Origin of the sequence: Rhizobium sp. Root482, assembly GCF_001426565.1 — a bacterium.
Taxonomy (GTDB): domain Bacteria; phylum Pseudomonadota; class Alphaproteobacteria; order Rhizobiales; family Rhizobiaceae; genus Pararhizobium.
The window spans coordinates 714017-738514 of record NZ_LMFA01000001.1; the positions used below are offsets into that span (position 1 = coordinate 714017).

34 protein-coding genes and 1 tRNA gene are annotated in these 24498 nt (G+C 62.7%); 18 read left to right on the forward strand and 17 right to left on the reverse strand.

Annotated features, from left to right (window positions below):
• Positions 1-264 precede the first annotated feature (264 nt).
• The 11 genes from nusG to ASD31_RS03190 form a co-directional block, all read right to left on the reverse strand.
• Entirely contained in the window at positions 265-933 is a 669-nt protein-coding gene (gene nusG / locus ASD31_RS03140; protein WP_056329128.1) for a transcription termination/antitermination protein NusG, read from the reverse strand.
• Positions 917-2155 (reverse strand): helix-turn-helix domain-containing protein, encoded by a 1239-nt coding sequence (locus ASD31_RS03145; protein ID WP_056329131.1) that lies wholly within the window; start codon positions 2153-2155, stop codon positions 917-919. Before ASD31_RS03145 ends, nusG begins: the two co-directional genes overlap by 17 nt.
• A complete protein-coding gene (locus ASD31_RS03150; protein ID WP_056329134.1) occupies positions 2155-2799 on the reverse strand; it encodes a hypothetical protein in 645 nt (214 codons plus the stop codon). Before ASD31_RS03150 ends, ASD31_RS03145 begins: the two co-directional genes overlap by 1 nt.
• Positions 2799-3101 carry a hypothetical protein gene (locus ASD31_RS03155; protein ID WP_056329137.1) on the reverse strand — a complete coding sequence of 101 codons (303 nt, stop codon included), beginning with the start codon at positions 3099-3101 and terminating at the stop codon, positions 2799-2801. The genes ASD31_RS03150 and ASD31_RS03155 overlap by 1 nt, the downstream gene beginning before the upstream one ends.
• On the reverse strand, positions 3098-3775 hold the full coding sequence (locus ASD31_RS03160; protein ID WP_056329140.1) for a hypothetical protein: 678 nt from the start codon (positions 3773-3775) through the stop codon (positions 3098-3100). The genes ASD31_RS03155 and ASD31_RS03160 overlap by 4 nt, the downstream gene beginning before the upstream one ends.
• Positions 3772-4308 (reverse strand): hypothetical protein, encoded by a 537-nt coding sequence (locus tag ASD31_RS03165; protein ID WP_156392473.1) that lies wholly within the window; start codon positions 4306-4308, stop codon positions 3772-3774. The genes ASD31_RS03160 and ASD31_RS03165 overlap by 4 nt, the downstream gene beginning before the upstream one ends.
• Positions 4305-5138 (reverse strand): hypothetical protein, encoded by an 834-nt coding sequence (locus ASD31_RS03170; RefSeq protein WP_056329145.1) that lies wholly within the window; start codon positions 5136-5138, stop codon positions 4305-4307. The genes ASD31_RS03165 and ASD31_RS03170 overlap by 4 nt, the downstream gene beginning before the upstream one ends.
• Positions 5135-6520 carry an SAM-dependent methyltransferase gene (locus tag ASD31_RS03175; protein ID WP_200952116.1) on the reverse strand — a complete coding sequence of 462 codons (1386 nt, stop codon included), beginning with the start codon at positions 6518-6520 and terminating at the stop codon, positions 5135-5137. Before ASD31_RS03175 ends, ASD31_RS03170 begins: the two co-directional genes overlap by 4 nt.
• The gene (locus ASD31_RS03180) at positions 6520-6750 is read right to left on the reverse strand and encodes a hypothetical protein (RefSeq protein ID WP_156392474.1); all 231 of its coding nucleotides are present in this window, start codon (positions 6748-6750) and stop codon (positions 6520-6522) included. Before ASD31_RS03180 ends, ASD31_RS03175 begins: the two co-directional genes overlap by 1 nt.
• Entirely contained in the window at positions 6750-7235 is a 486-nt protein-coding gene (locus ASD31_RS03185) for a phage regulatory CII family protein (protein WP_056329379.1), read from the reverse strand. The genes ASD31_RS03180 and ASD31_RS03185 overlap by 1 nt, the downstream gene beginning before the upstream one ends.
• 219 nt (positions 7236-7454) lie before the next feature.
• Entirely contained in the window at positions 7455-7739 is a 285-nt protein-coding gene (locus ASD31_RS03190) for a helix-turn-helix domain-containing protein (protein WP_056329150.1), read from the reverse strand.
• 29 nt (positions 7740-7768) lie between these two features.
• Here ASD31_RS03190 and ASD31_RS03195 point away from each other — a divergent pair, with 29 nt between their 5' ends.
• From ASD31_RS03195 to ASD31_RS03265, 15 genes are all read left to right on the forward strand, one after another.
• Positions 7769-8410 carry a helix-turn-helix transcriptional regulator gene (locus ASD31_RS03195; protein WP_056329153.1) on the forward strand — a complete coding sequence of 214 codons (642 nt, stop codon included), beginning with the start codon at positions 7769-7771 and terminating at the stop codon, positions 8408-8410.
• 209 nt (positions 8411-8619) lie between these two features.
• Positions 8620-8844 carry a hypothetical protein gene (locus tag ASD31_RS03200; RefSeq protein WP_056329154.1) on the forward strand — a complete coding sequence of 75 codons (225 nt, stop codon included), beginning with the start codon at positions 8620-8622 and terminating at the stop codon, positions 8842-8844.
• 4 nt (positions 8845-8848) lie between these two features.
• Positions 8849-9052, forward strand: a complete 204-nt coding sequence (locus tag ASD31_RS03205; protein WP_056329157.1) for a hypothetical protein — start codon at positions 8849-8851, stop codon at positions 9050-9052.
• Positions 9049-9246: a hypothetical protein gene (locus tag ASD31_RS03210; RefSeq protein WP_056329159.1), complete on the forward strand. Its 198-nt coding sequence runs from the start codon at positions 9049-9051 to the stop codon at positions 9244-9246. Before ASD31_RS03205 ends, ASD31_RS03210 begins: the two co-directional genes overlap by 4 nt.
• 16 nt (positions 9247-9262) lie before the next feature.
• Positions 9263-9616 carry a hypothetical protein gene (locus ASD31_RS03215; protein WP_056329162.1) on the forward strand — a complete coding sequence of 118 codons (354 nt, stop codon included), beginning with the start codon at positions 9263-9265 and terminating at the stop codon, positions 9614-9616.
• A gap of 45 nt (positions 9617-9661) precedes the next feature.
• Positions 9662-10573, forward strand: a complete 912-nt coding sequence (locus ASD31_RS03220; protein ID WP_056329164.1) for a DUF2303 family protein — start codon at positions 9662-9664, stop codon at positions 10571-10573.
• A 78-nt stretch (positions 10574-10651) separates the two neighbouring features.
• A complete protein-coding gene (locus tag ASD31_RS03225) occupies positions 10652-11005 on the forward strand; it encodes a hypothetical protein (protein WP_056329167.1) in 354 nt (117 codons plus the stop codon).
• Positions 11002-11199, forward strand: a complete 198-nt coding sequence (locus tag ASD31_RS03230; RefSeq protein ID WP_056329168.1) for a hypothetical protein — start codon at positions 11002-11004, stop codon at positions 11197-11199. The genes ASD31_RS03225 and ASD31_RS03230 overlap by 4 nt, the downstream gene beginning before the upstream one ends.
• The gene (locus ASD31_RS03235; RefSeq protein WP_056329171.1) at positions 11180-11506 is read left to right on the forward strand and encodes a hypothetical protein; all 327 of its coding nucleotides are present in this window, start codon (positions 11180-11182) and stop codon (positions 11504-11506) included. The genes ASD31_RS03230 and ASD31_RS03235 overlap by 20 nt, the downstream gene beginning before the upstream one ends.
• Positions 11503-11751: a hypothetical protein gene (locus ASD31_RS03240; RefSeq protein ID WP_156392475.1), complete on the forward strand. Its 249-nt coding sequence runs from the start codon at positions 11503-11505 to the stop codon at positions 11749-11751. Before ASD31_RS03235 ends, ASD31_RS03240 begins: the two co-directional genes overlap by 4 nt.
• Positions 11752-11753: 2 nt before the next feature.
• Entirely contained in the window at positions 11754-12782 is a 1029-nt protein-coding gene (locus ASD31_RS03245) for a 3'-5' exonuclease (RefSeq protein WP_056329175.1), read from the forward strand.
• Complete coding sequence (locus ASD31_RS03250; protein WP_056329177.1) at positions 12775-13698, forward strand: phage Gp37/Gp68 family protein; 924 nt, start codon at positions 12775-12777, stop codon at positions 13696-13698. Before ASD31_RS03245 ends, ASD31_RS03250 begins: the two co-directional genes overlap by 8 nt.
• Positions 13691-14113, forward strand: a complete 423-nt coding sequence (locus tag ASD31_RS03255; RefSeq protein ID WP_056329179.1) for a hypothetical protein — start codon at positions 13691-13693, stop codon at positions 14111-14113. Before ASD31_RS03250 ends, ASD31_RS03255 begins: the two co-directional genes overlap by 8 nt.
• Positions 14114-14154: 41 nt before the next feature.
• A complete protein-coding gene (locus tag ASD31_RS03260; protein ID WP_056329182.1) occupies positions 14155-14355 on the forward strand; it encodes a hypothetical protein in 201 nt (66 codons plus the stop codon).
• 19 nt (positions 14356-14374) lie between these two features.
• On the forward strand, positions 14375-15469 hold the full coding sequence (locus tag ASD31_RS03265; RefSeq protein ID WP_056329185.1) for a tyrosine-type recombinase/integrase: 1095 nt from the start codon (positions 14375-14377) through the stop codon (positions 15467-15469).
• Between the two features lie 57 nt (positions 15470-15526).
• Here ASD31_RS03265 and ASD31_RS03270 read toward each other — a convergent pair.
• Positions 15527-15602: transfer RNA gene (locus tag ASD31_RS03270), tRNA-Ile, on the reverse strand.
• 194 nt (positions 15603-15796) lie between these two features.
• On the opposite strand from ASD31_RS03270, the gene ASD31_RS03275 reads away from it, so the two are divergent.
• Entirely contained in the window at positions 15797-16546 is a 750-nt protein-coding gene (locus ASD31_RS03275) for an SIMPL domain-containing protein (protein WP_056329188.1), read from the forward strand.
• A gap of 355 nt (positions 16547-16901) precedes the next feature.
• Here ASD31_RS03275 and rpoD read toward each other — a convergent pair whose 3' ends face one another.
• The 3 genes from rpoD to ASD31_RS03290 all read right to left on the reverse strand — a co-directional run bounded on the left by rpoD (position 16902) and on the right by ASD31_RS03290 (position 20533).
• The gene (gene rpoD / locus ASD31_RS03280) at positions 16902-18953 is read right to left on the reverse strand and encodes an RNA polymerase sigma factor RpoD (RefSeq protein ID WP_056329190.1); all 2052 of its coding nucleotides are present in this window, start codon (positions 18951-18953) and stop codon (positions 16902-16904) included.
• A 440-nt stretch (positions 18954-19393) separates the two neighbouring features.
• On the reverse strand, positions 19394-19738 hold the full coding sequence (locus ASD31_RS03285; protein ID WP_056329193.1) for a GFA family protein: 345 nt from the start codon (positions 19736-19738) through the stop codon (positions 19394-19396).
• Between the two features lie 96 nt (positions 19739-19834).
• Positions 19835-20533 (reverse strand): L,D-transpeptidase, encoded by a 699-nt coding sequence (locus ASD31_RS03290; protein WP_082520382.1) that lies wholly within the window; start codon positions 20531-20533, stop codon positions 19835-19837.
• Positions 20534-20814: 281 nt separating this feature from the next.
• Here ASD31_RS03290 and ASD31_RS03295 point away from each other — a divergent pair, with 281 nt between their 5' ends.
• Both ASD31_RS03295 and ASD31_RS03300 read left to right on the forward strand, forming a co-directional pair.
• A complete protein-coding gene (locus ASD31_RS03295) occupies positions 20815-21315 on the forward strand; it encodes an invasion associated locus B family protein (RefSeq protein WP_056329196.1) in 501 nt (166 codons plus the stop codon).
• 52 nt (positions 21316-21367) lie between these two features.
• Entirely contained in the window at positions 21368-21964 is a 597-nt protein-coding gene (locus ASD31_RS03300; RefSeq protein WP_244483739.1) for an SH3 domain-containing protein, read from the forward strand.
• Between the two features lie 156 nt (positions 21965-22120).
• Here the strand turns inward: ASD31_RS03300 and tdh are convergent, their stop codons facing one another.
• Complete coding sequence (tdh, locus tag ASD31_RS03305) at positions 22121-23155, reverse strand: L-threonine 3-dehydrogenase (protein ID WP_056329199.1); 1035 nt, start codon at positions 23153-23155, stop codon at positions 22121-22123.
• Between the two features lie 248 nt (positions 23156-23403).
• The coding region (locus ASD31_RS03310; RefSeq protein WP_056329201.1) for a glycine C-acetyltransferase at positions 23404-24498 on the reverse strand (1095 nt) is incomplete at its 5' end.

Consider the following 24498-nt stretch of genomic DNA (forward strand, 5'->3'; position numbering starts at 1 on the left):
GGAAAGCCGGGGCTTCAACGTCGTGAGCCTACCCATACTCTATGCAAAGAAAAGGCGACCTCTCGGTCGCCTCAATTGGCCCTCTTGGGGAACTGCAAACATAGCTTGCGCACTGGCCTTGAATCGGCGCCTCTCGATCGAGGCGGTCAAGACAGGGTCTGCCCGGCATACCCACGTGGAGGTTTCCCTCTCTTCCGGCCCCGCATCTGTCGGGACTGGTCAAACGCTTGCTACAGGATCAGCAGATCATCCGCGTTCAGAAAGTCACAACTTCTGCAGCAAAGCAAGGGGGGCTTCCACCACGTGCTGCTGTCCGCCTACCTCGAACTCCACCTTGCCGGCGATGGCGATCTTGCGCAGACCGGCCATCGGGACAGCCCGCTTCAGCTTCACCAGCCGACCGTTGAAGCCAATGAAAGGCCCTTCATCGAACCGCACCCAGTCGCCCACATGGAAACGTTCGGCGTGTTCCGATGTCTCATCCCAGGAGCCGAGCACCCTTTTGAATCTGTTCACGTCCTCGTCGGTGATTCTGTGAGGCGAATGCAGCCCGCCGACGACGCCGATCACACCGTCGATATGCCTCAAACCGCAGAAGGCTGCAGCCGATGGAACCAGATGCACCATGACATAACCGGGCAGCGCTGGCCCCGGCGTAAGGTCGACGACACGGCCACGCCTGACGATCCGACCCCGTTCGACCAGCGGCAGATAGGCACTGATTTTTTCTTCCGCCAGGCGCTCATACACAGACTTTTCCCGCCGTTCGGCCGTGTGCACCACGAACCAGGCGGCGTCGCCCGGCTGATTCGCGCCTGCCATCGACAGCATGTTCGCGTTGATGCGCCGCAGATTCGCCGCCCGTTCCAATACCGGAAGCGCCCGCATGAGGTCGATCCGGTCGCTCATAATGATCTTACGCTGCATCGTCATGGCCTTTGCCTCGCTGCTGGAGTGTGTCCTGGGAGAAGCGGTCGAGCGCATCGCTCACCGCCATTTCGAGGTCGCGTTCGCCCTCGGAGACTTTCGGGAAATAATGGCCGCGCATCCCATCGGGAACGTGAAGCTCCGGCAGCTTGCGTCGCCGCAGCTCACCCTGCCAGGCAGCGAACAAAGGGTTCTCTCGCGCGATGAAACCCATGGCTTCGCTCATCAGCATATCGTCGGGCTCGATTAGCAGGCCGCCTCTCAGGTCGGTCTGCTGCTTGAACGCCATGAGGCGCGGCCAGGCCGTCCGATAGTGAGAGCTGAACCAGACACCGGTTTCAGGCGCCAGGTCCGGCCTCTCCGGGCCAGCACAAAGAATTCGAAACAGCACGGCGGCATGCGCTGGCCCATAGGCCTTGGCCCAATTGTCCGGCACAACTGGCGCCGAGCCCGGCCCGCGTTTCACCGCATACGTCGCTACATCCCTCTCGCTCAGCGCTTCCCAGGCAAGATCGCGGAAGTAGTTTCCGGCGCCCATGACCTTCCCGCCATCCAGTGCGGATTTCGCGAGAAACGCATCGCGGCGCTCTTCCGCCACCTTTCGATTGCTTTCCGAAAGGGCAGCAAAGTGGCGGGTGATGTAATCGATCGTCGTCCCGTTCGCCCATTTGGGCCACTCACCGCCCTGGTAGCCGTCACCCGACAGGAACCGCTGAACACGTTTGCGAAACTCTGCCGTGCCGGGAATGGCAGACCGATCTTCATCGCCTTCACGCCCACGCCCTCTCTCTTTTACTGGTTCTCTTACTGGTTCCCTTACAGGGTTACTGTCCGGATTCCGGACTCGGCTTTCGCCATTTTCCGGACACGGCTTTTCGTCATTTCCGGACACGGCATCGGCGGCTCCGTGTCCGGTTTCCGGACACGGCTTTTGCGCCCTTTTCACCGCAAAATCAGGCTCGAACGGGAAGTGATATTTCGTCCGCTCCTGCTGCTTGGAACCGGCCCTGCGGCTCTGGATGCGCAGGATCAGGCCGGAACCCTCCAGCGCGTCCAGATGCACGTTCAGCGTCGAGCGGGACATTTCGCAGTCATTGGCAAGCGTGTCCTGAGAGGGAAAGCAGCCATGGTCGGGATGGAAACGGTCGCAGAGGTGCCACAGCACGATCTTCGTCGCCGGCTTCATGCCCCGCTGTTTGATCGCCCAGTTGGTCGCATCGAAGCTCATCAGGCGGCCACCTCCATGGCAAAGCCGCCCCACTGAGCGGCCATGGCCGCTGCAATACCGGGGAAGGTGGCCGAACGGATCTTCCAGCGGTCCGGCGAAGGCGGCGCCCGATGAATGGCCGACCAGCGCTTGTGCGCATCGCTGCCCACAGCGGGCGGCACAAGACGATTTGTCGCCACGAGCGGCGGCAGCCCGCGCAGGTAGAAGGACGTGGCCTTGAAAGCCTCATCGCCGAACCACCACGGCTGCACGGTCTGCGCCGGCTTCTGATAATTCCTGATCCGCTCTTTCGCATGCTTGTGCATGACGGGATTTTCGACGGCGATGCGCTCGATCGGCGCATTCCAGCAATCCGAGAACAGAGCTGCACCCGCGTCGAGATCGGCCCACATCTGCGCACGGGTCTTTCCCGCCGGCGGCGCTGTCAGCCAGCGAACGCCGGAATTGCAAAGTCGCGTGCAGGGCGGATGCATGACAGCGAGCAGGTCCCAACCCTCGCCGAGCAGATCGCGGATATCGCAGACAATATGGCGATTGCTGCCGTCATCGGCCGGCAACAGATCGCAGGACCAGGCGTCGTGACCGAGATCACGGAAAGCCCGCCTCACCTGCCCGGAGGTTTCACAGCCAATCAGGACGCGCATCAGCCCGCCTCCTGCCCATCAGCCGGAAGGCCGAGCAAGACACGTCGCAAACGACCGCGGGCGGCGCTCACGGCCATGGACTGAAAACCGGCGTCACTCACCCGGCGCGTCGCGCGCAGATGCGCCAGCTCGGCATCCACATAGGCGAGGCCCTCAGAGAACCGCGCATGCATCAGCCGGTTTCGAATGGTGGCCTCGCAGGTCATCAGGGTTGACAGAGAGCACTCAAGCAAAGCCTGCGCCCGCTCTGCATCCGTTGCCGCCGCCGCTATGGCTGCAATTTCGGGTCGCAGTTCGTTCATCGCCCGATCTCCTTTTCCACCCGCTTTTTCAGGACATCGAGGTCGCGCGCCTTGGCCGAGAGATCGTCGCAGGAGCGGCGCACGCGCTCCGCCGCCTCGCAGACCTGCTTGCGGCTTTCGAGCACGATGGCGACCTCCCGCTCGAACGCGGCCTGGCCTTTCAGGAATTCATCGAGGAGCGGATTGGAGCCTTCCGGCCCGAACATCATGTCGCGGATCTCGCGCACCCAGGCGACGGGCACATTCAGGTCAGCCCCAACCTTTTTGTCGGTCCAACCCTGCGTATAGCCATGGCCGGAATAGAAATCGCCGATGCGTGCGAACACGATTTGCCGGTCGGCCGGCGTCATCGTGGGCGGCGCGTCGGCCTTGAGGGCAACGACATTGGCCGCCGGCCCCTTCTGGGACGTCGTCATGGGTTTCGTCTCCTGTTGGAAAAGAGGATTGCGCTTCAGGCATTCCGGGCAGCGGTCGAGGCGGGCTGTCCGCCCCACATCCCAGCCGTAACCGCGGAAATGCTGGAGGATTGATTCTGGCGTCCGCTTTTTGACGCCGCGTTTCAGCGGGTAATAGGCAAGCCCGCCGCAGCCCCCGCAGCGGATCTGGTAGGCAAGCGATGCGCCTCCGACCTCGGCCGGCGCCATCCGCTCTATGGGCCAGGACCGCGCCATCATCGGCCTGCTCCGGATTTCCATGCGCGGTAGTCGTCAAGCAGCTTGAAATACTTCCGCTGCGCGTCTCCGGCGTCGTTCAGTTCGGTCTTGGAGGAGATCGCCAGCAGACTTTTCAGGCGGGTATCGGCCGCCTGCTTGTCGCGCACGGGGCCGCCGGCGCCCCGGCTTTCGAGGAACCGCTGGAAGCGCTCATCCTGACACAGCATGGCGGCGCGCGAGGCCAGCGGCGTGTTCCTGCGCCGGCCCTGATCCAGTTCGGCAGCCAGCTCGCGCACCTTGGCTGCGGCCCGGTCCTGCAACGTCAGGAAAAGGGAAAGCAGGCCGGCCGCCCCGCTGATCAGCTCATATTCGTGACCGAGCGCATCGGCATGGATGGTGCAGAGGCAGACGCTTTCGCCGGTCGACCGCTGGCTGACGATCCGCGTCTCGCCGCCTTCGACCTCCAGCCCCCAGCTATCGCCATCGAGCCGCGCCGCCAGATCGCGATAAAGCGCCAGCCGTGCCTTTTCCCGTTCGCGCTCGGTGGCCATCATGACGCCACCCGCTCGGCAAGCAGGTCGACGAGCCAGAACTTGTCCACCTTTCGGATATCGACGACGGCGATGTTGTGAATGATGAAGCTGCGGATATCGCGCCGGCTGATTTTCCAGAAGTCATCGAGCGCGCTCTGCTCGCGTCGCTTTGCCTTCAGCCACCCCTTGGAGATCCAGCCCGAGATCGTTTTCCGGTCGACGCCCATCACGGCAGCCAGCTGGTTGCCGTTGAAATTGTCCGGGTCCGTCCGGTCCGTGCCGAGGCGCTTCAGCTTGACAATGATCGCCGTCTCGCTGCGCTGATACCCCTTGCCGGCAAGCATCCGCCTTAGGCTGGCCGTCGCCTTGTGGGCGTTCTCGCTGATGATGGCGATTTCCGCCTCGCTCCATGGAGCCTCTTTGAAGCGGGGCGAGACGAGACCGAGATGGACGGCCCGTTTTGAAACCCACCAGCGCGGACGCGCGACCGCCGAGGCGCAAGCCTGCACGGCGCCCTTGTCGGGCTTGCCCTGAAAGGTCCGAACAATGACCGCATCGATTCTCTCGTTGCTGGTCCAGGCCTGGCGCTCGGTAAACTTGCCGCGTGCATCCGCCTTTCGCAGCCCCATCTGGCCAACCCGGTTGTAGATCGACGAGGCGGAACGGCCCGGCAGATACTGCAGGCAGAGGGAAACGCCGCCCTGCGGATAATAGGTTTTCAGCAGCTTTTCTTCGCGCCCGGTCCAGAAGCGGCGGGCACCCTTGCGGCCTTCGCCGACAACCGGATTGTCGTCGAGAAGCGCGCGAATACCGCTGACTTCGCGATCTGGCACAACAAGGGCGTCCATCATGTCGCCTCGCCTTCCACCGCCACGGCAGCCTCATGCGCGTCCCGGAACCGGGCGATCTCGTCGCTTTCCCAATCCACCCGATGCACGACGGTCGTGTCGCCATAGCTGCCATCGTCCTGCAGCTCCCAGAGGCACCACATCGTGTTCATCTGCGAGGAGGCCTTGTTGCCGTCCCAGCCGTCGCGATGCATCATCGGCAGCCGGTGCTTCATCACGTAGATCCGCGCCGGGCGGCATTCCTCCATGTAGAATTCGCGGTCGGCATCCTCGAACCCGGCAAGCACATTGAGGTTGAGCAGCAGCGCCATCTTGCGCGGCTTGTGGACGCGCAGCGCATGCGCGATGGCCGCGTTCATGTGCTCGCCATAGGGTGGATTGGAGACGATATCGAACCCCGTCCCCTCGGTCGTTTCGAGGAAGTCCGCGACGCCCTGGCACTCGCCGTCCTTCGTCACGGTCCCGTAGTCGACGAGATCGGAGGGCACGACCTCGTAACCGACTGCCTCCAGCACCCGGACGATTGCGCCCCGCCCGCAGAAGGGCTCGCTGACGACCGCCGAGAATTGCTCCAGCGCAAGGATCGTCCATGTCCCCTCCTCCGGGGTCTCATAGAGATTGTTACCGCGCTCTTCCTTGGTGGCGGTTTTCGTGCCGATCGCATGCTTCAGGTTCGCACGAGTAGGTGCAAGACCTGCCGCAACACGCGCTGCAATTGCACGCTCGGCAATGCCCGGCGTCTTTTCCTCAGCCGCTGCCAGCTTGCGCGCCTCATGGATCTCCTGCCGTGTAAGGCCCGCTTCGGCCTGCTTGAAAATGTCCTCATCTGCGACATTTTTCGGACGGCCCTTTTTGGCAGCCGTGCCAGTCTCCTGCGCCCGGTCATACGCCCGCGCCAGTTCGATCTTGCAGCGCGTTTCCATCAAAAGCGCATCGCCCTGCAGCTGCCGGAATTTCGGCACCAGGTGCTTGGAAGCCTCATATTTCGCCGCAAACCGCGCCTCGGCCTGGGAAAGGTCATAGACGCCATCGGCGATCACATGCGCCCGCGCCACGTCGCCCTCGTCGAACAGCGCCGCCGCCGTCTGCAACATGCTGACCATCTGCGGCACGCTGGCCCGCACGGGCTGGGCAACTGGCACGACAGCCGAAACCCCATGCGGCGCAATCGGGTCGATCAGCCCGAGCGCTACCGCCGCCGCCCGGCCTTCATCTGTCGGGAAGCACAGGCCGGTATCGGTCTCATGCCGCCGAACCAGTCCGTAAGCGTGCAGCTTGGCGATCTTGCTGCGCAGATTGACGCTGGCGCCGCGATATTCGCCATCCGTCACGGTCGCCCTGATGAGAGCTTTCTGTTCAGCCGAAAGGTTCGCAAGAATGTCCATCAATGCGCCCTCGCCAGCCGTTCGAGATAGCCCTCACCCTTCGGCGTGATCCGGTAATGGTGCGCAAACACGCCGTGGCGCTGCGCATAGCCGGCATGAACCAGAGCCGCGCAGGCGAGCTTGTCGGCCAGCCCGTGCATGGCAAGATATTCACCGTCGCACTGGTCAAGCCGCCGCAGCATGTTCCGCTCTTTCGGATGGATGGGTTTGGAGATAACAGCGCCGCGCATCATTCGCGCTCCCCGCAGGCGGCAATCACCTGCTCCAGCGCCCGGATTGCCTCGCGCGCTTCCTGGGCGATCGTCCGCCGCTCCAGCGCGTCATATCGGCCGTCCTTGCCGGCCTCGATGATCGCCCGCGAAACATCCATGGTCTCGGACAGCACCACATGCGCGTCGAGATCCTTGAGGCCGCGCCTGTCCGGCTGCTCGCCGTCGCGGGTCAGCACATAGCCGAGAATGCGCGCCGCCTCGCCGATGATGATCGGCGAACCCGCCCGCATGTCCGCCTCTATGGCGATATCGAGCGGCACCATGGTCTGAAGATGCTCATGGCCGCCATCGTCGCGGCGCTCGCCGAGCGTCGCATATTTGACCAGCGTCGAGACGCCGACGCGGGTCAGAAGCGCAAAGCTCGTCACCCCGCCGCCCAGCCGGTAGCAGGCATCGGTCACGCCCTTGAGGGAAAGGATGGATTGTTCGGAAATCAGGCGCACGAAAACACCCCGCGAAAAGCAAGGAAACAAAACGGATGAAGGATTCACTGAAACCGTGCGGCCCGGCCGCTACGGATAAGGCCTCAACTCATGGAGGCCCGCATGCAAGACAGGATGGAAAAACAGAACCCCCGCCGGAGCGCGGGAGGAGATACGCTCCGGCGGAGTAAGCCCGTCGCAGGGAGGAGGAGACGACGGGAATGGAAAACCGGAGGCGCATCATTCGGCAGCCTCCTTCGGACGCTCAAAGAAGAAGCTGTCATCCCAGGGCAACGCCCGTGCCAGCGCAGCGGCGCGGATGGCCAGCATATCGTCCAGCGAAGGGCCGACACCATTTTCCCACCGCGAAACCGTGGCTTGCGTTACGCCGGCAATCACCGAGAACTCGGCTTGCGTGACACCAAAGACATTGATGCGAATGTTCCTGAGAGCGTTCATGCCGCGAATATTATACGCATACGCATTAAAATCAATGCGCATAATATGCGTGATCGTATTTTTCATTCCGCGCTGCTGTCGTTACGGTGACGGCCATGACAAGTATCGAGCAAAAATTGCGTGCGATTATAAAGGCTAGCGGCTGGAAGCAGGCGCAGCTGGCAGAGACGTTGAACGTCACACAGGCCACGGTGAGCCGCTGGTTTTCTGGCTCGGAACCGGAAGGCCAGCGCCGCGATGCCATCAATGAACTTTACGAGCGGATCGTTGACGACGGCCCGCGCGAGCGTAGCGGCACAATTGTTCCTATCATGGGATTCATCGGTGCCGGCGCCGAAATTCAGCCCGAGTTCGAGCAAACCCCGTCTGACGGCCTTGATCAGATCTGGATTCCATTCGAACTTGAGGATGACCTGATAGCGTTTGAGGTCAGAGGCATTTCAATGCTCCCCGTGTATCGCGAGGGACACGTTGTCGTCTGCTATCGCGAGCAGAAGAGACCGCTGGAATATTTCTACGGCCTGGAAGCTGCCGTTCGCACCGATGACGGTCGCCGCTTCATAAAAACGATCATCAGGAGCGGCGGCAATATAGATCTGCATTCGTTCAACGCGGAACCCATCCACGATGTTGGCCTTGAATGGATCGGAGAGATATTTGCCGCTCTGCCGAAAACGTCCGTTCGACGGCTGGAGCGACGGGGCGGCATTCAAGGCCGCCTAGGCTTGGGAAGCTAGTAAGTTTCCCAATTGATTTTAGTCAGCCTGCCGCTAACCCGGCGGGCTTTTTTATGCGCCGATATACGCATGATGCGTCGTCGTAATGCGTTCGCGTATTTTCTTTGTTGACTATTATACGTATACGCATATTATTCGCCTCAGCCGTCGAGGCGTGAGCGAGACCCGCGAAACCTTCGAGGCCCCCAAAAACCCTCGGAGAAACAGAAATGCTCAAGAACTTGCTTTCCAACGCCACCCGTCAGCAGAAGGTCGAGGCCGTCGCCGAGGCCATGATCCGGCTGGAGCCCAACGCCACCGCCGAGAACATCAAAAGCCTCATCGGGATCACTCAGACTGACTTGGACAGCGTGGCCGACGACGCACGCGCCGAAGCTTATCAGCGACAGAACGGCAAGCCGCGCGTTCGCGTGCCCGTCGATCAGGCGGCCTGATCCGATGGAGAAGCGCCCGCCCGTTCCCCTGACCCGCCATGATCGGGCGAAGCGCTCGCCCTTCATGAACGAAGTCGCCGCCGAGATCGATCAGGACGACGACGCCCTGACCCGTCGAGTGGCAACCCTGCTCTTGGTCGCCATCGCCGGCCTTTGCCTCACGGCATGGGCGGCCCTCACCTACTACACCGTGACGGTGCTGGTATGACCCGCCCCGTCGAGCGCGCGCCAATCCTGCGCGGCCCCTATTTCGTCCTGCCCGCCAGCCGTGATGCCGGCAAGCTGGAGACAATGGCGAGGGCCGAACGCCAGACCGATTTCGTCTGCGGCTATCTCTGCGGCGTCATCACCATCGCAACCATCACGCTCGCCGCCTACAGCGCTTTGCGCTGGCTGGCCTGAACAAGGAACCCCATCCATGAAGAAGATCCGCGACTTCAGCCAGATCGTCGGCCTGCTTGAAAACGGCCAGCTCAATCCTGCTCTGTCCGGCGAGGTCGGCGACACGCTCGCCAAGCTCACCGAAATGTCGGACGAAAACCCGCACGCCACCTTCAAGGGCTCGACGACCCTCAAGCTGGCCTTCGCCGTCAAGGACGGCATGGTCACCATCGGCGTCGACTTTTCGTCGACCACGCCCAAACGCCCGCGCAAGAATTCGGTTTTCTGGGTCGTCGAGGACGGCGCGCTTTCGACCGAGCATCCGCGCCAGCACGACATGTTCACCACCCGCGCGGTCTCGTCGACCGAAGGCGAACGCCAGGCGCAATAGCCTCTTTCCAGTCCAAGCCACTCCCAACCCACGAAAGGAAATCCCGTGGAAACTCTCGACAAAGGCGCGGTCGAAGCCGTCGCCGCCCTCGCAAGATGCACCGGCTCGCAGATGGTCTCGGTCTCTCTGCCGGAAAAGATCAACGGCCTGCCGTCCTTCGTGCCCGTCCTGGTGCATCCGGAAACCGGCAAGGTCACCGGCCTCTATGACCAGCTCGCCCCCTGGCGCACCCGCCCGGAGCGCAAGACCGGCACGGCCCGCGCTGAAACGCTCGAATCGTTCATCGAACTGGTCGAACTCCATAAGCTGGGAAACAGCGTGATCTTCGCCGAGACGGACTGGACGAAGCCCGCCATGACGGCTGTCATCGACTACCACAACGCCGACAGCCCGGACAATGGCAAGCACCGCATCCACTATAAGTTCCCGCTGTCGGAGGAATGGAAAGCCTGGCTGGCGATCGACGGCAAGAGCATGAACCAGGCGATCTTCGCCGAATTCATCGAGGACCACATCGCCGATCTCTCGTCGCCAGACATGGCCGAGTCGGAAGATTACGAAAAAATGTTCGGCGCCAAGGTCGGCTTCCCCAATGACATCGTCCAGCTGTCGCGCGGCCTGCAGATCAACGCCGAAACCCGCGTCAAGCAGGCGGTCAAGCTGCAGAGCGGCGAAAGCCAGATTATGTTCGAGGAAGATCACAAGACCGCCGGCGGCGAGCCGCTCATGGTGCCCGGCGTGTTCGTCCTGCAGATCGCCCCGTTCTTCATGGGCGAGACGACCCGCATTCCGGTGCGGTTGCGCTACCGCCTGCGCGAAGGCGCGCTCACCTGGATCTGCCAGCTTTACAGGCCCGATCGCTACATCACCGAACAGGTCCGCACCGATCTCGAAACTGCCGCTGATAAAACTGGCCTGCCGAAATTCGAAGGCAGTCCGGAAATGACCGGCGCCTGATAGCGCCCGGTCTTGAGGGAGCGGCCCGCACAGGCCGGCCGCTCCTTTTGCCACAGAGCAAGATCCAAGGAACACACCATGTCCAAGAGCGAATATATGCGCCGCCCCAGCGGCATGCTGAAACACGTCGTCATGCTGAGAGGTTTTGGCGTTGCGGGCGACAAGGTCGACGCGGTCCGGACCCGCTTCATGGCCGGCATGGGCCGCCATGAGATCGCCCGCGAACTGTCCCTGTCCTACAGCGCCGTCTGCAACACCATCACCGATGAGGCCCGCAAATGGCGCGAGGAGGAGCGGCTGGCACGCCTCGTCGAGGACGAGCGCCGCATCATCGTCACCCGCACGGTGGTGTTCGGTTCGGAGCTGCGCCGCGTCCGCCACTCCCTTCCCCGTGTCTCGATGCACGTCGCAGCCCTTGAGGGCCGGCCATGATCGAGGTGACGGCGGGCGCGGCTGAAGCCGGGAAGCACTGGTTCCGCGTCCATTTCCACGACGGCAAGACACTCGATTACCGCGTCGCCCATCCGCTCATTGCCGAGCGCAAGGCCCGCGGCGCCCATCCGGGCGGTTTCGTCAAGAAGATCAAACGCCTCAAGGAGAACCCCGATGCAAGCAGCCGTTCTTGAACACGATACGCTCGCCTGGCAGGCGCTGGTCACCGAGGAGGGCGAACCCTTCGCCGCCTTCGTGCGCGGCCATGTCAACCCGTTCCAGCTGGCCGGCGACGCAGAGGATGCCATCGTCAAGGCCTTCGCCGATCTCTCGCCTGAATACGCCAGCGACGCCCGCGAAATCATCGACGAGGCCGGCGGAGCCGTGATCTCCAATTTCTGGCTGCGCCCGGTCACCCATGGCGATTTCGTCGATTTCTACACCATCGCCAACGCCGACCAGCGCCGCGCCTTCCCTGTCACCGGCGTGAGGTTCTTGTGATGACAGACAGCCACACCAAAGACCTCATGCAGGCAATGGCGCAGGCGATCGACGAGGCAATCAACGGCCGGCCCCTGCCCGCAGAAAAACAGTTCGGCTTCGTGCTCTTGATCTTCGCCAAGGACGGCGAGGCCGGAAACCGTACCAACTATGTTTCCAACTGCGACCGCAGAGACATCCTGGCCGCCCTCAAGGAAATCACCGCGCGCTTCGAAGGCCAGGCCGCGCAGAGCGGGAGGGCTTGATCATGAAAGATCTGATGATAGACATCGAGACGCTCGGCACGGCTCCCGGCAGCGTGATCCTCAGCATCGGCGCGGTGGCGTTTGAGGCTGTATCGGGAGAATTTGGCGAAGAGTTCTATGCCGCTATTGATCCGCAGACTGCGGTCGGCGCCGGGCTCACCGTGGACGTATCCACCCTGAAATGGTGGATGACACAGTCGGAAGACGCTCGCGGCGCAGCTTTTGCCGGCGAACGGCCGCTCGTCGAAGTCTTGAATGACTTCAGCGCATATGTGCGCCGCATCGATGCTTCGCGCGTCTGGGCAAAGCCGCCGTCGTTCGATCTCGTGCTGCTTGAGGCCACTTTGCGGATCTGCGATGCAGCCATCCCGTGGCACTACCGCACGCCCAGGGATGTTCGCACATTGCTCGACATGAGCGGCACAACCGCACAGACCGGCATCGGCGTTGCGCACAACGCTTTGGATGACGCCAAATCTCAGGCAGCCGACGTCATCAACGCGTTCCATGCCCTATCCCAGCGCGCTGACCAGAAGCCATATTGGCGATGCTTCCACTGCGAAGAGATGTTCACAAGCGAGCACGCCGCCCGAATGCACTTCGGCGAGACCGAATGCAGCGAACCAGCCTGCCAAATCAAGGCAGGAGCCGAAATGAGTATGCTTGAAGCCCTCCGTCGCGCCGAGGAGGAGACGCGAAAAGCTCTCTTCGCAATGCATGAGGAAGGCACAGACGGCTGGACAGCCTTCCGCCGACTGGAAGGCCGGACGCGCGAGAATGCAGAAGCAGCCGAGAACCTTGGCTACGAGCGGGGCCTTCGCGATGGGCGCAATGAGGCAACGGATATGGCGCACAGCGAGCGCGCGGCCAACATGGAACCGGTTGCATGGCGGGTCCGCGTCAAAGGTGACGATCCGGAGGAATGGTCACTGCTTCCGGCGGGCGGCGGCGCAGATTATCTTCACCGCGAGGGCTGCGAGTGCCAGCCTCTATACGCGCTGCCCCAAACGGGGGAGCGTGACGATGGCTGATGGAACCAAGATCGAATGGACGGACGCCACCTGGAACCCGATCACCGGCTGTTCCGTCGTCTCCCCCGGCTGCACCAACTGCTATGCCATGAAGTGGGCAGGCACCCGCCTAAAACATCATCCCAGCCGCGCTGGCCTTACACGTGACAGCAAGGCCGGCCCGGTCTGGACCGGCGAGGTCCGCTTCAATCCCGGCTGGCTCGACCAGCCCCTGCGCTGGAAAAAGCCGCGCATGATTTTCGTCTGCGCCCATGGCGACCTGTTCGCCGAGGGAGTGCAAGACGCCTGGCTCGACCAGATCTTCGCCGTCATGGCGCTCGCTCCCCAGCACACCTTTCAGGTGCTGACCAAGAGGCCGGAACGCATGCGCGACTATCTCACGTGCCACCGCCAGGAGCTGCCCGGCCCGATGATGGCGATCATCGAAAACGCGAGAGCCATGCGGCCCGATGATCTCTATTGCCTGACCGAATGGCCGCTGCCCAATGTCTGGCTCGGCGTCTCGGTCGAAGACCAGAAGCGCGCCGAGGAACGCATCCCGATCCTGCTCGAAACGCCGGCCGCCATCCGCTGGATCAGTGCCGAGCCGTTGCTCGGGCCGATCTACATTCCGGAGTTCATGCCGAACCCGCTGTGGAACAGCCTGAAGTCCTGGGAGCAACCAACTCTCGACTGGATCGTCGCCGGCGGCGAGAGCGGCGGAGACGCCCGCCCCATGAACCCGCTCTGGCCGAGGTCTTTGCGTGACCAGTGCGCAGCCGCCGACATCCCCTACCTGTTCAAGCAGTGGGGGAATTTTCGCCCCTGCTCGGATGCCAATGGCCCCTATATGCTGCGCGTCACCAAGGCCGAGGCAGGCCGCCTGCTGGATGGCATCGAGCACAACGGTTTTCCGGAGGTGAGCGCCCATGCCTGACGTCGATTACATCTCGCTCGCCCGCCGCGTCGCAGACGGCAGCATCAGGTCCTTGAGCATCAAGCAGCCCTATCCGCATCACATCTTCCACGATGGCAAGGATGTCGAGAACCGCGACTGGCCGACGAAGGGCCGTGGCTGGTTCATCGTGCACGCCAGCATATCGAAATCCGAGATCGATAAAGACGACGAACTCCAGATGGCCATGCCGCGAGGTGGCGTCGTCGGCATGGCGCGTATCGTCGATTGCGTCACGCAGATGCAAAGCAACTGGTTCTTCGGCCGCTACGGCTTCGTGCTGCGGGACGCCTTCCCCCTGCCCCTGATCCCCTGCCGCGGTGCGCTGGGATTTTTCATGCTGCCGCCCGAGACTTGCGCGGATGTAGCCGACACGATCAGGAGGGCTGCCAGGTGAGTGCTAGGGCTCCTGATCATATTTCCTACGCCCCGCGCGGTATGAGCCGAGAGGAGGCCGCCCGCTATGTTGGGGTCGGCACGACCAAGTTTGACGACATGGTCGCGCGCCGCCTCATGCCTAAGCCGAAGAAGGTCGACGGGCGCGTGATTTGGGATCGCATCGCGCTGGACGGCGCTTTCTCTGACCTGCCGGAGGACGGAGGCAATCGCATCGACGAACTCTTGTCACGCCGAGCCTGATCGGCCTACTGTCACCACTATGACCGAGGACACTGATCGCCGCCCCTATCTCTCTTCCTTCCTGGACCGCCACAATACGCGGCGCTGGCGATACCGGCGCGCGGGGAAGACCATCCCTATTCCAGGTCAGCCGGGCGAGCCGGCCTTCGAGGCGACATACGAGGCCGCCTGCGAGGGTCGCAAGGTTCAGCCTGCCAAGATCCTCGCCATGCCGGGCGCCGCGCTGCCGGCGACCTTCCGGGCCGCTTGGCGCCGTGTGCTCTCATCCCCCGAGTGGCTCGCGCACGATCCAGCCACCAAGGCAAAGAATATCCGCCTCGCCACGGAGTTTCTGGAACTGCCCGTTATCCCCGACGACCCTGCACAGTGGGGCGATATGCGTGTCGCCGACCTCAAGCGCCGGCACGTCAAGGACATCCTCGCCCGCTACAGCGCGACGCCGCACAAGGGCAAGCACCTGCTGGTGACGATCCGGAAGATGATCTACGCGGCCCTAGACGAGGAATGGATCGAAGCGGACCCGACATGGAAGATGGCCTATAAGCCGGCCTACAAGGGCTGGCGCGCTTGGACCGAGGCAGAGCGCGCCCAGTTCGAAGCGCGATGGCCGATCGGCTCGGCCGCCCGAACCGCATACGGCCTGGCGCTTTGGCTCGGCAATCGGCGGTCGGACGTGGCGCGCGTGGAATGGTCGTGGTTCGATTTCCGCCAGAACATCGTGACGATCGAGCAGGTAAAAGGCGGTAAGGTTCTTGTCCTGCCGCTGACACCCATGCTCCGAGACATTCTCGACCCGCTCCCCCGCGACAAGAAGTACCCGCTGATTACCGCCTACGGCGAGCCCTTCTCGGAAAAATCTCTGACCGGCACCATGGCCCACTGGACGAAGCTTGCGGGCATGCCGCCGGGCTGCACCTTGCATGGCCTGCGCAAGACGCTCGGCAAGATGCTCGCTGAATCGGGAGCCTCGACGCGCCAGCTGATGGAGACACTCGGCCATGACGATATCGAGCATGCCGAACTCTACAGCCGGGAAGCAGAGCAACGCCGACTCGCCAAGGACGGGATGAGCCGCGTCACCAGGAAGTTTCGCACTCTGAAACCAGCTGGCTAACCTATTGGCTAACCTCACTGGCTAACCGTTCTGCAACTAATTGAAATCGTTAAAATTTGGTGGGCCCGGAGGGACTCGAACCCCCAACCAAGCGGTTATGAGCCGCCGGCTCTAACCATTGAGCTACAGGCCCTTGACCGGTACGTGCCGGTGTCCCGCCGACCAATGGTAGAGGGCGGGTGGAGTGGCTCTAGCGGAAAACGCCTTTTCCCACAAGCCGCCGCCGCAATCCCTACACAATCAATGGCCAAGACATTGGCAATGACCAAGACATTGGCGATGGCCAAGACATCGGCAGCGACGCATTGAACCGGAGAGAACCCATCCATGAAGCAGAGCCCCTTTCCCCGCAACCTGAGAACCGCCGTCCTGGCACTCGCGCTTGCGGGCATCGCCAGCACATCCGCCCTTGCCCATGACGCCGTTCCGCGCGAGGCGTTGATCACCGTGGCCGGCGAAGGCCGTGCGAGCGTGGCGCCGGACATGGCGATCCTTTCCTTGAGCGTCGTCAAGGATGCCAAGACAGCACGTGAGGCGCTCGACGCCAATAACAAGGCGATGGCCGATGTCCTCAACGCCCTGAAGGGCGCCGGTATCGCTGAGCGCGACTTGCAGACCTCGGGTTTCGCCGTCAATCCGCAATATCAATATCCCGACAACAGCGATGGCGGAAACCGCCAGCCGGTGCTGACCGGATACCAGGTGGCCAATACGCTCACCGTCCGGGTCCGCGACCTTGCCAAGCTCGGCGAGATCATCGACCAGTCGGTGACCCTCGGCATCAACCAGGGCGGCGGCATCGAATTCACCAATGACGCGCCGGAGGCGACGGTGACCGAGGCCCGCAAGAAGGCGGTGAGCGATGCGATCGCCAAAGCCAAGGTGCTGGCTGAAGCCGCCGGCGTCTCGCTCGGCCGCGTCGTCGATATTTCTGAAACGCCCTCCCGTCCGGAGCCCGTGCCGATGATGCGCAGCATGGCCAAGGAATTTGCCGCCGCCGACGCCGTTCCGATCGCGACGGGGGAGAACAGCTATAACGTCACCGTCACCGTCACTTTCGCGATCAAGCAGGAGTAGCGGGGCGAACAGGCCCTGGAAAAACGAAATCCCGCCTCGGCGGGATTTTTTTGCGCGGCAGGACGCGGTTAGTCAGCTCAGGCGGCTTGGCACGCGGCCCTTTCTCCTCCGTCATTCCTATTCGTGTCACAGACATCCAGCCAGCCGAGTCCCTGGGCTGAAGGCTCTCTTGACCCGACGGCAGCGGGTCGCCGGATCCCCGCCACAAGGGCGAGAAAGATCAAATAGGAGGGGCGATCATCCAGCGAGAAGCCTGAGCGTTTGCCAGCGGACCGACCCGGCCAGTCAAACAGATCCGGCCTGTCAGGCCGGGTCTGATCGGATAAACGTCCTCAACGACCAACCTGCGGTTCCCTCAGCTGTCGAGGAAGCTTCTGAGCTTGCGGCTCCGGCTCGGATGCTTGAGCTTGCGCAGCGCCTTGGCCTCGATCTGGCGGATACGTTCGCGGGTGACCGAGAACTGCTGGCCGACTTCTTCGAGCGTATGGTCGGTGTTCATGCCGATGCCGAAGCGCATGCGGAGCACGCGCTCCTCGCGCGGGGTGAGCGAGGCGAGAACCCGGGTGGTGGTTTCGCGCAGGTTCGCCTGGATGGCGGCGTCGATCGGCAGGAGCGCGTTCTTGTCCTCGATGAAATCGCCCAGATGCGAATCTTCCTCGTCGCCCACAGGGGTTTCGAGCGAGATCGGCTCCTTGGCGATCTTCAGGACCTTGCGGACCTTTTCGAGCGGCATGGCGAGCTTTTCGGCCAGTTCTTCAGGCGTCGGCTCGCGGCCGATCTCGTGCAGCATCTGGCGCGAAGTGCGCACGATCTTGTTGATCGTCTCGATCATGTGGACCGGGATGCGGATGGTGCGGGCCTGGTCGGCGATCGAGCGGGTGATCGCCTGGCGAATCCACCAGGTCGCGTAGGTCGAGAACTTGTAGCCACGACGGTACTCGAACTTGTCCACCGCCTTCATCAGGCCGATATTGCCTTCCTGGATCAGGTCGAGGAACTGCAGGCCGCGATTGGTGTATTTCTTGGCGATCGAGATGACGAGACGCAAGTTTGCCTCGACCATTTCCTTCTTGGCGATGCGGGCTTCGCGCTCGCCCTTCTGAACCATATGGACGATGCGGCGGAATTCGAAGATCGAGATGCCGGTTTCCGTGGCGAGATTCTGGATCTCGGCGCGGAGGTTGCGGATCATCGTATTCTCGTTCTTGGCGAATTCCTTCCAGCCCTTGGCGGCCAGGTTGGCGATGGACTTCATCCAGTTCGGATCAAGCTCGGCGCCGGAATATTGCTCGAGGAACGAGTCACGCTTGACGCCGTAGCTTTCGGCGAGACGCAGCAGGCGGCCCTCGTTCTGCACGAGGCGCTTGTTGATGTCGTAGAGCTGCTCCACCAGGCTATCGACGCGGTTCTGGTTGAGCGACAGCGACTTGACGGCCGTGATCAGCTCGTCCTTCAGCTCCTTGTAGCGGCGCTCCTGGGCCGGCGACAGGGTGCCGGTGGCGGCAAGGCGGGCTTCGACCTGCTGGTCCTGCAGCTTCCTGAGCTTCTTGTAGGTCTCGGCGATGGTGTCGAGCGTTTCCATGACCTGCGGGCGCAGTTCCGCTTCCATGGCGGCGAGCGAGAGGTTCGATTCGTCGTCGTCCTCTTCCTCTTCCTCCGGCGGCAGGCCCTCGCCGCCGACATTGGTGATGTCGTCGTCGCTGGCGCGCGAACGGCGGGTCTTTTCCTTCTCCTCGGCCGCCTTGCGGTCGGCCTCGATCTTCTCGGGCGACTGGAACTGCGGCGCGGCCTTCGCTTCCGGACCGGAATAGGTGGTCTCGAGATCGATGATCTCGCGCAAGAGCGTATTGCCCTCGTTCAGTTCGTCGCGCCAGATGATGATCGCCTGGAAGGTCAGGGGGCTTTCGCAGAGGCCCGCGATCATCGTCTCGCGGCCGGCCTCGATGCGCTTGGCAATGGCGATTTCGCCCTCGCGCGACAGAAGCTCGACCGAGCCCATTTCGCGCAGATACATCCGGACCGGATCGTCGGTACGATCGGTCGGCTCCTTCTTCTTGGCGGTGGCAAGCGCCGTGCCGCTCGAAGGGGCAAGCTCGCCGCCCTCGCTTTCGCTGTCGGCTTCGCCATCCTCTTCCTCGGCGGCGGCGGTGCCTTCCTCGGCTTCCTCGTCCTCGACGACATTGATGCCCATGTCGGACAGCATCGCCATCGTGTCCTCGATCTGCTCGGAGGTCACCTCTTCGGACGGCAGGACGGAGTTCAGCTCGTCCATCGTCACATAGCCGCGCTTCTTGGCGGCCTTGATCATCTTCTTGACCGCGTCATCGGAGAGATCGAGAAGCGGGCCGTCCGGAGCGCCTTCGCGTTCGCCTTCTGCTTCTTCGTTCTCTTTGACTTTGGTTGCCATTTAAATCGTCGCTTTCCTTGAACAGCACTCACCGCGTGAGTGGTGCAGACCTTTTCGAGGTCAAATCCCTTGTCGGCACGAGCGGAGTAAACCGCCCTCACCGCGAATCATTACCCCTGACCTAGCGGGATGAACTTTAATTCCGGATTAACCACGGTCCGCACCGCGCTCCATCGGCAAGCTGCGACAGCAGCGCCGTTTGGACATCATCCGCATGATGGTCGAATCCGCCGTACCCATTTCACCTTCTGCATCAGAAATGGTGATTCCCACAATTTTCGGTCCCGTCAAGCATTTCCGGCGAAAAACCCTGTAAATCGCCAAAAAACGCCGAATAGAGCCGATCCCGTCAAAGATTCAGCTTCATGGTGGGAATGTAGGAACTATGGATCAAAAGACAAGAGCCGGGCGGGGCGGGCGATCGATGAGGCGATGCCTCTTCAAAATCGCTTGCCGTCGACCTTGACGATGCTGAGCGCCTCGAGATCGACGTCCGGCAGGCACCGCACATTGACCGCCGCCATAGGCCCGTCCTTTCCCTCGCCCTCGCCGAAGGGGGCTATTCCGCAAGTGGCACAGAAATGGTGGCTGAGCGCCCGCTTGTTGAAACGGTAGGTGGAAAGGCTTTCGGGCGGCGTGGACAGAACCAGCCTGTCACGCGGCACGAAAGCCAAGAGCGCACCGCGGCGCCGGCACATGGAGCAGTTGCAGTCCATGACCTCGGTAATCTCGGCCTCGACCTCAAAGGCAATGGCGCCGCAGTGACAGCTTCCGGAATAGATCATCAAACGCTCCTGTTCGGATTGACCATGCCAGGCGGGGCCAGCCCGCCCGCCGGGAAGATGCCATGTTCCGGCCCGCAAGGCGAGCCGGAAAGGGTTTTAGACCGCGGCCTGGCCGATCACCACGATGGCGGTGCGGTTGGGCACCCGGTCATAGAGATCGACGACATCCTGGTTGACCATGCGGACGCAGCCGGAGGAGACCGACTTGCCGATCGTCCACCATTCGGGCGAGCCGTGGATGCGGTAGAGCGTGTCTTCGCCATCCTTGAAGATATAGAGGGCGCGGGCACCGAGCGGATTTCTGAGTCCGGCATCCATGCCGCCATTGGCGATGCTGTAGGGCTCGAGCTTGGGCTGGCGCGCCACCATCTCGTCGGGCGGCGTCCAGCGCGGCCATTTGCGCTTGTACTGGATGACGCCGCGTCCAGCCCATTCGAAGCCGGCCCGGCCGAGACCGACGCCATAGCGCATCGCCTTGCCGCCCTCATAGGTGAGGTAGAGGAAATGATTGGTGGTATCGACCACCAGCGTGCCGGGCCGCTCGCCTGTCGGATTATCGACCCATTGGCGGCGGAACCGCGCCGGGATCTTCTGGTAGGGAACCGCCGGCAGCGGAAAGAGCTCGTCGGGCCGTGCCGCATACATTTCGCTGGCCGCACTGGCAAGCTCGACCGGCGCGACCTCGACCGGACGCCGGATCGGCATTGCGGTCGTGCTGCAGCCGGCAAGGCCAAGAACGGCGAAAGCGCCACCTGCCTTCAGCACATGCCGGCGGGACAAAATCGAATCACTCAATCGGGGAACCCCTTTGCTCGTCGAAAGACGGACCTGCCTTCGCATGCGCCAAATCCCATGGGAAGCGACCTAACGGCATCGTGATCGACTTGTGATGACGGATGAGGCCGGGGTGGGGCTACACCGCAACACCGGGGCTGCGTGCCGCCACGCCGCCGCCACACGACCAATGTGCAGGAGATTGTGGGCGCGAAAATTTACCTTGCGGTAACCATCCGCCTTTTCAATGTCTTCCTGTCCGCCCATCCGGGCGGCATTCCAACACGACCGACGGAGACAAGATGTCCATCAGACGACAAATCCTCGCCGCCATCGCGCTTGCATGCATCGCCGCGCCGGCCATGGCCCAGCCATCCATGGTCAAGAAATTCGACAATTGGGGCGTCTATTCCTACAAGGACAACGGCAAGACGGTCTGCTACGTGCTGACCGTGCCGCAGAAGATGGCCCCCTCCGACGTCAATCACGGCGACAATTTCCTGCTGGTGGCGCCCAAGCCCGGCAATCGCCACGCCTATGCGCCACAGGCCCATATGGGCTACGAACTGAAGCCGAAATCGCAGGTGACGGTGAAGGTCGATGACGACACCTTCTTCATGACGCCGCGTGGCAAGACGGCCTGGACGCAGCGCGAAGCCCGCGAAGGCGAATTCGTCAATGCCATGAAGGCCGGCAGCACGCTGACCATCGAGGCGACCTCGAAACGCGGCACGGAAACGCGCTACGGATTTTCGCTCGCTGGCGTGACGGCCGCCCTGAAACAGGCGGAAAAATGCAACTGACGCCCGCCTGCAGCAGAGGCGTCCACCGATCATCGCACGGGGATGGCTGCCAATGAGGCTGCGCTGGCTCGTCGGTTTGTGTGCCCTCATCGCCATGCCCTCCGGCGTCAAGGCTGCTGACACGGTGAAGTCCGCCGACACTGTGAAAGCTGCAGACACGCGGAAGTCCGCGCAACTGCCGAAAGCGCTGACCGTGCTGCGGCACGACAGGGGACGCGCCACGGGCCTGCCCTTGCCGCGCTATGTTTCGCTGAAGAGCGACCATGCCCGCATGCGCGTCGGCCCTTCGACGGATTATCCGGTGCGTTGGCTTTATACCGCGCCCGGCCATCCGATCGAAATCATCGAGGAATTCGGTAACTGGCGGATGGTGCGCGACGATGCCGGCGCGTCCGGCTGGATGCACGGCGCGCTGCTTTCGAGCCGGCGCACGGCCATCGTCGCACCCTGGCTGAAGGATACGGCCGCGCTGCGCCGCCGGCCCGCCGAAACCGCCGGCCTGATTGCCCGCATGCAGCCGGGCGTGCTTTTGAACGTGGCGCAGTGCACCGGCACGTGGTGCCGCGTGACGGTGCGGAACGAGGCGATGAGCGGCTATGTGGCGCAGAGAAAACTCTGGGGCGTCTACCCCCGTGAAGTGGTGAAATAGCAAGGCTGGCCGGACCGCAAGCGCCGGCCAGACTGCCCTCCGGCTGGCGGCTCAGTTCACCAATCCATGACGACCTTGCCGGAATTTCCCGAGCGCATGGCGGCAAAGCCTTCGGCGAAACCGTCGATGCCGATGCGGTGGGTGATCAGCGGCNGTTCACCAATCCATGACGACCTTGCCGGAATTTCCCGAGCGCATGGCGGCAAAGCCTTCGGCGAAACCGTCGATGCCGATGCGGTGGGTGATCAGCGGCGACAGGTCGAGGCCGCCCTGCACGAAGGCGATCATCTTGTACCAGGTCTCGAACATTTCGCGGCCATAGATGCCCTTCAGGTTGAGCATCTTGAAGATCACCTTGTTCCAGTCGATCTCGAAGCCCGTCGGCGCGATGCCGAGAATGGCGATCTTGCCGCCATTGTTCATCTTGTCGATCATGTCGCGGAAGGCCGGTGCAGCACCCGACATTTCCAGCCCGACATCAAAACCCTCGGTCATGCCGATGCGTTTCATCACATCGGACAGATTTTCGCGGGAGGCATCGACGACATGATCCACGCCCATCTTTTCGGCAAGCGCCAGGCGCACCGGATTGATGTCGGTGATCACCACCTTGCGGGCGCCGGAGCGCTTGGCGACCATGGCGCCCATGATGCCGATCGGCCCAGCGCCGGTGACCAGCACGTCCTCGCCGACAACATCGAAGGACAGCGCCGTATGCACCGCATTGCCGAAGGGATCGAAGATCGCGGCGATCTCGTCGGGCACGTCGTCGGGGATCGGCACGACATTGTCTTCCGGAATGCAGACATATTCCGCGAACGAGCCCGGCCGGTGGACGCCGACGCCCAGCGTGTTGCGGCACAGATGCCCCCTGCCCGCCCGGCAGTTGCGGCAGGTGCCGCAGACCAGATGGCCCTCGCCCGAGACGCGCGCGCCGACATGGATCTTGGTGACGGCCGAGCCGATTTCGGCAACCTCGCCGCAGAATTCATGGCCGACCACCATCGGCACCGGAATGGTCTTCTGCGCCCATTGGTCCCAGTTCCAGATATGCACATCGGTGCCGCAGATCGCGGATTTTTTCACCTTGATCAGCACGTCGTTCGGACCCGGCTCGGGCACCGGCACATGCTCCATCCACAGCCCCACTTCCGGCCGGGACTTGACGAGGGCTTTCATCATATTGGTCATTGTCTATGTCCTCACTCGAGCCTGTGGAGCAGACCCCTCACCAACTTCGGCCAAGGGTTCGTTGAAGCTCACCCGGCCTTCGTATCCTCTCCCGCAAGGGGAGAGGTAAACTCGTGGCACCGTCCTGCCTCATATGAGAAACGGCGATTGTGGCACCCTACCTCTCCCCTTGCGGGAGAGGATAGCAAGTCCGCGAGAGGCAAAGCCGATCGCTGGACGCGCTTGGTGAGGGGGTAAAAGCCGCCGCCTCAGATCACGCCCAGTTCCCGACCCACCTCCGCAAACACCGCAATCGCGCGCCGGACATCGGCCTCGCTGTGGGCGGCCGACATCTGGGTGCGGATGCGGGCCTGGCCCTTGGGGACGACGGGGAAGGCGAAGCCGACGACGTAAACGCCCTTTTCCAGCATCCGAGCCGCAAAGGCCTGGGCGAGCGTGGCATCGCCGAGCATGACCGGGATGATCGGATGGCCCTCGCCGGCCAGCGTGAAGCCGAGCTTGCCCATTTCGCTGCGAAACAGAAGGGCGTTGGCCTCGAGCCGTGTGCGAAGGGCATCGCCGTTGTCGATGAGGTCGAACACCTTGAGCGACGCAGCGGCAATCACCGGGGCGAGCGTATTGGAAAACAGATAGGGCCGCGAGCGCTGGCGCAGCCAGTCGACGACCTCCGCCTTCGCCGACGTATAGCCGCCCGAGGCGCCGCCGAGCGCCTTGCCGAGCGTGCCGGTGATGATATCCACCCTTCCCTCGACGCCGCAATATTCCGCCGAGCCGCGGCCATGTTTGCCGACGAAGCCGACCGCATGGCTGTCATCGACCATGACCATGGCGCCGTATTGTTCGGCGAGATCGCAGACCCCTTGCAGATTGGCGATGATGCCATCCATGGAAAAGACGCCGTCGGTGGCGATCAGCTTGAAGCGGGCGCCCTCGGCCTTCTTCAATTCCTCCTCCAGCGCCGCCATGTCGTTATTGGCATAACGAAAACGCTTCGCCTTGGACAGACGCACGCCATCGATGATCGAGGCATGGTTGAGCGCGTCGGAAATGATCGCGTCCTCTTCGCCAAGCAGCGTCTCGAACAGGCCGCCATTGGCATCGAAGCAGGAGGAATAGAGGATCGTGTCCTCCATGCGCAGGAAGGACGAGATGCGCGCCTCCAGCTGCTTGTGCTCCTCCTGCGTGCCGCAGATGAAGCGCACCGACGCCATGCCGTAGCCGTAGCGATCGAGCGCCCGCTTGCCGGCCTCGGCCAGTTCCTCGCTATCGGCAAGGCCGAGATAATTGTTGGCGCAGAAGTTCAGCACCCGTTCGCCCGAGGCGACCTCGATCTCGCCGGCCTG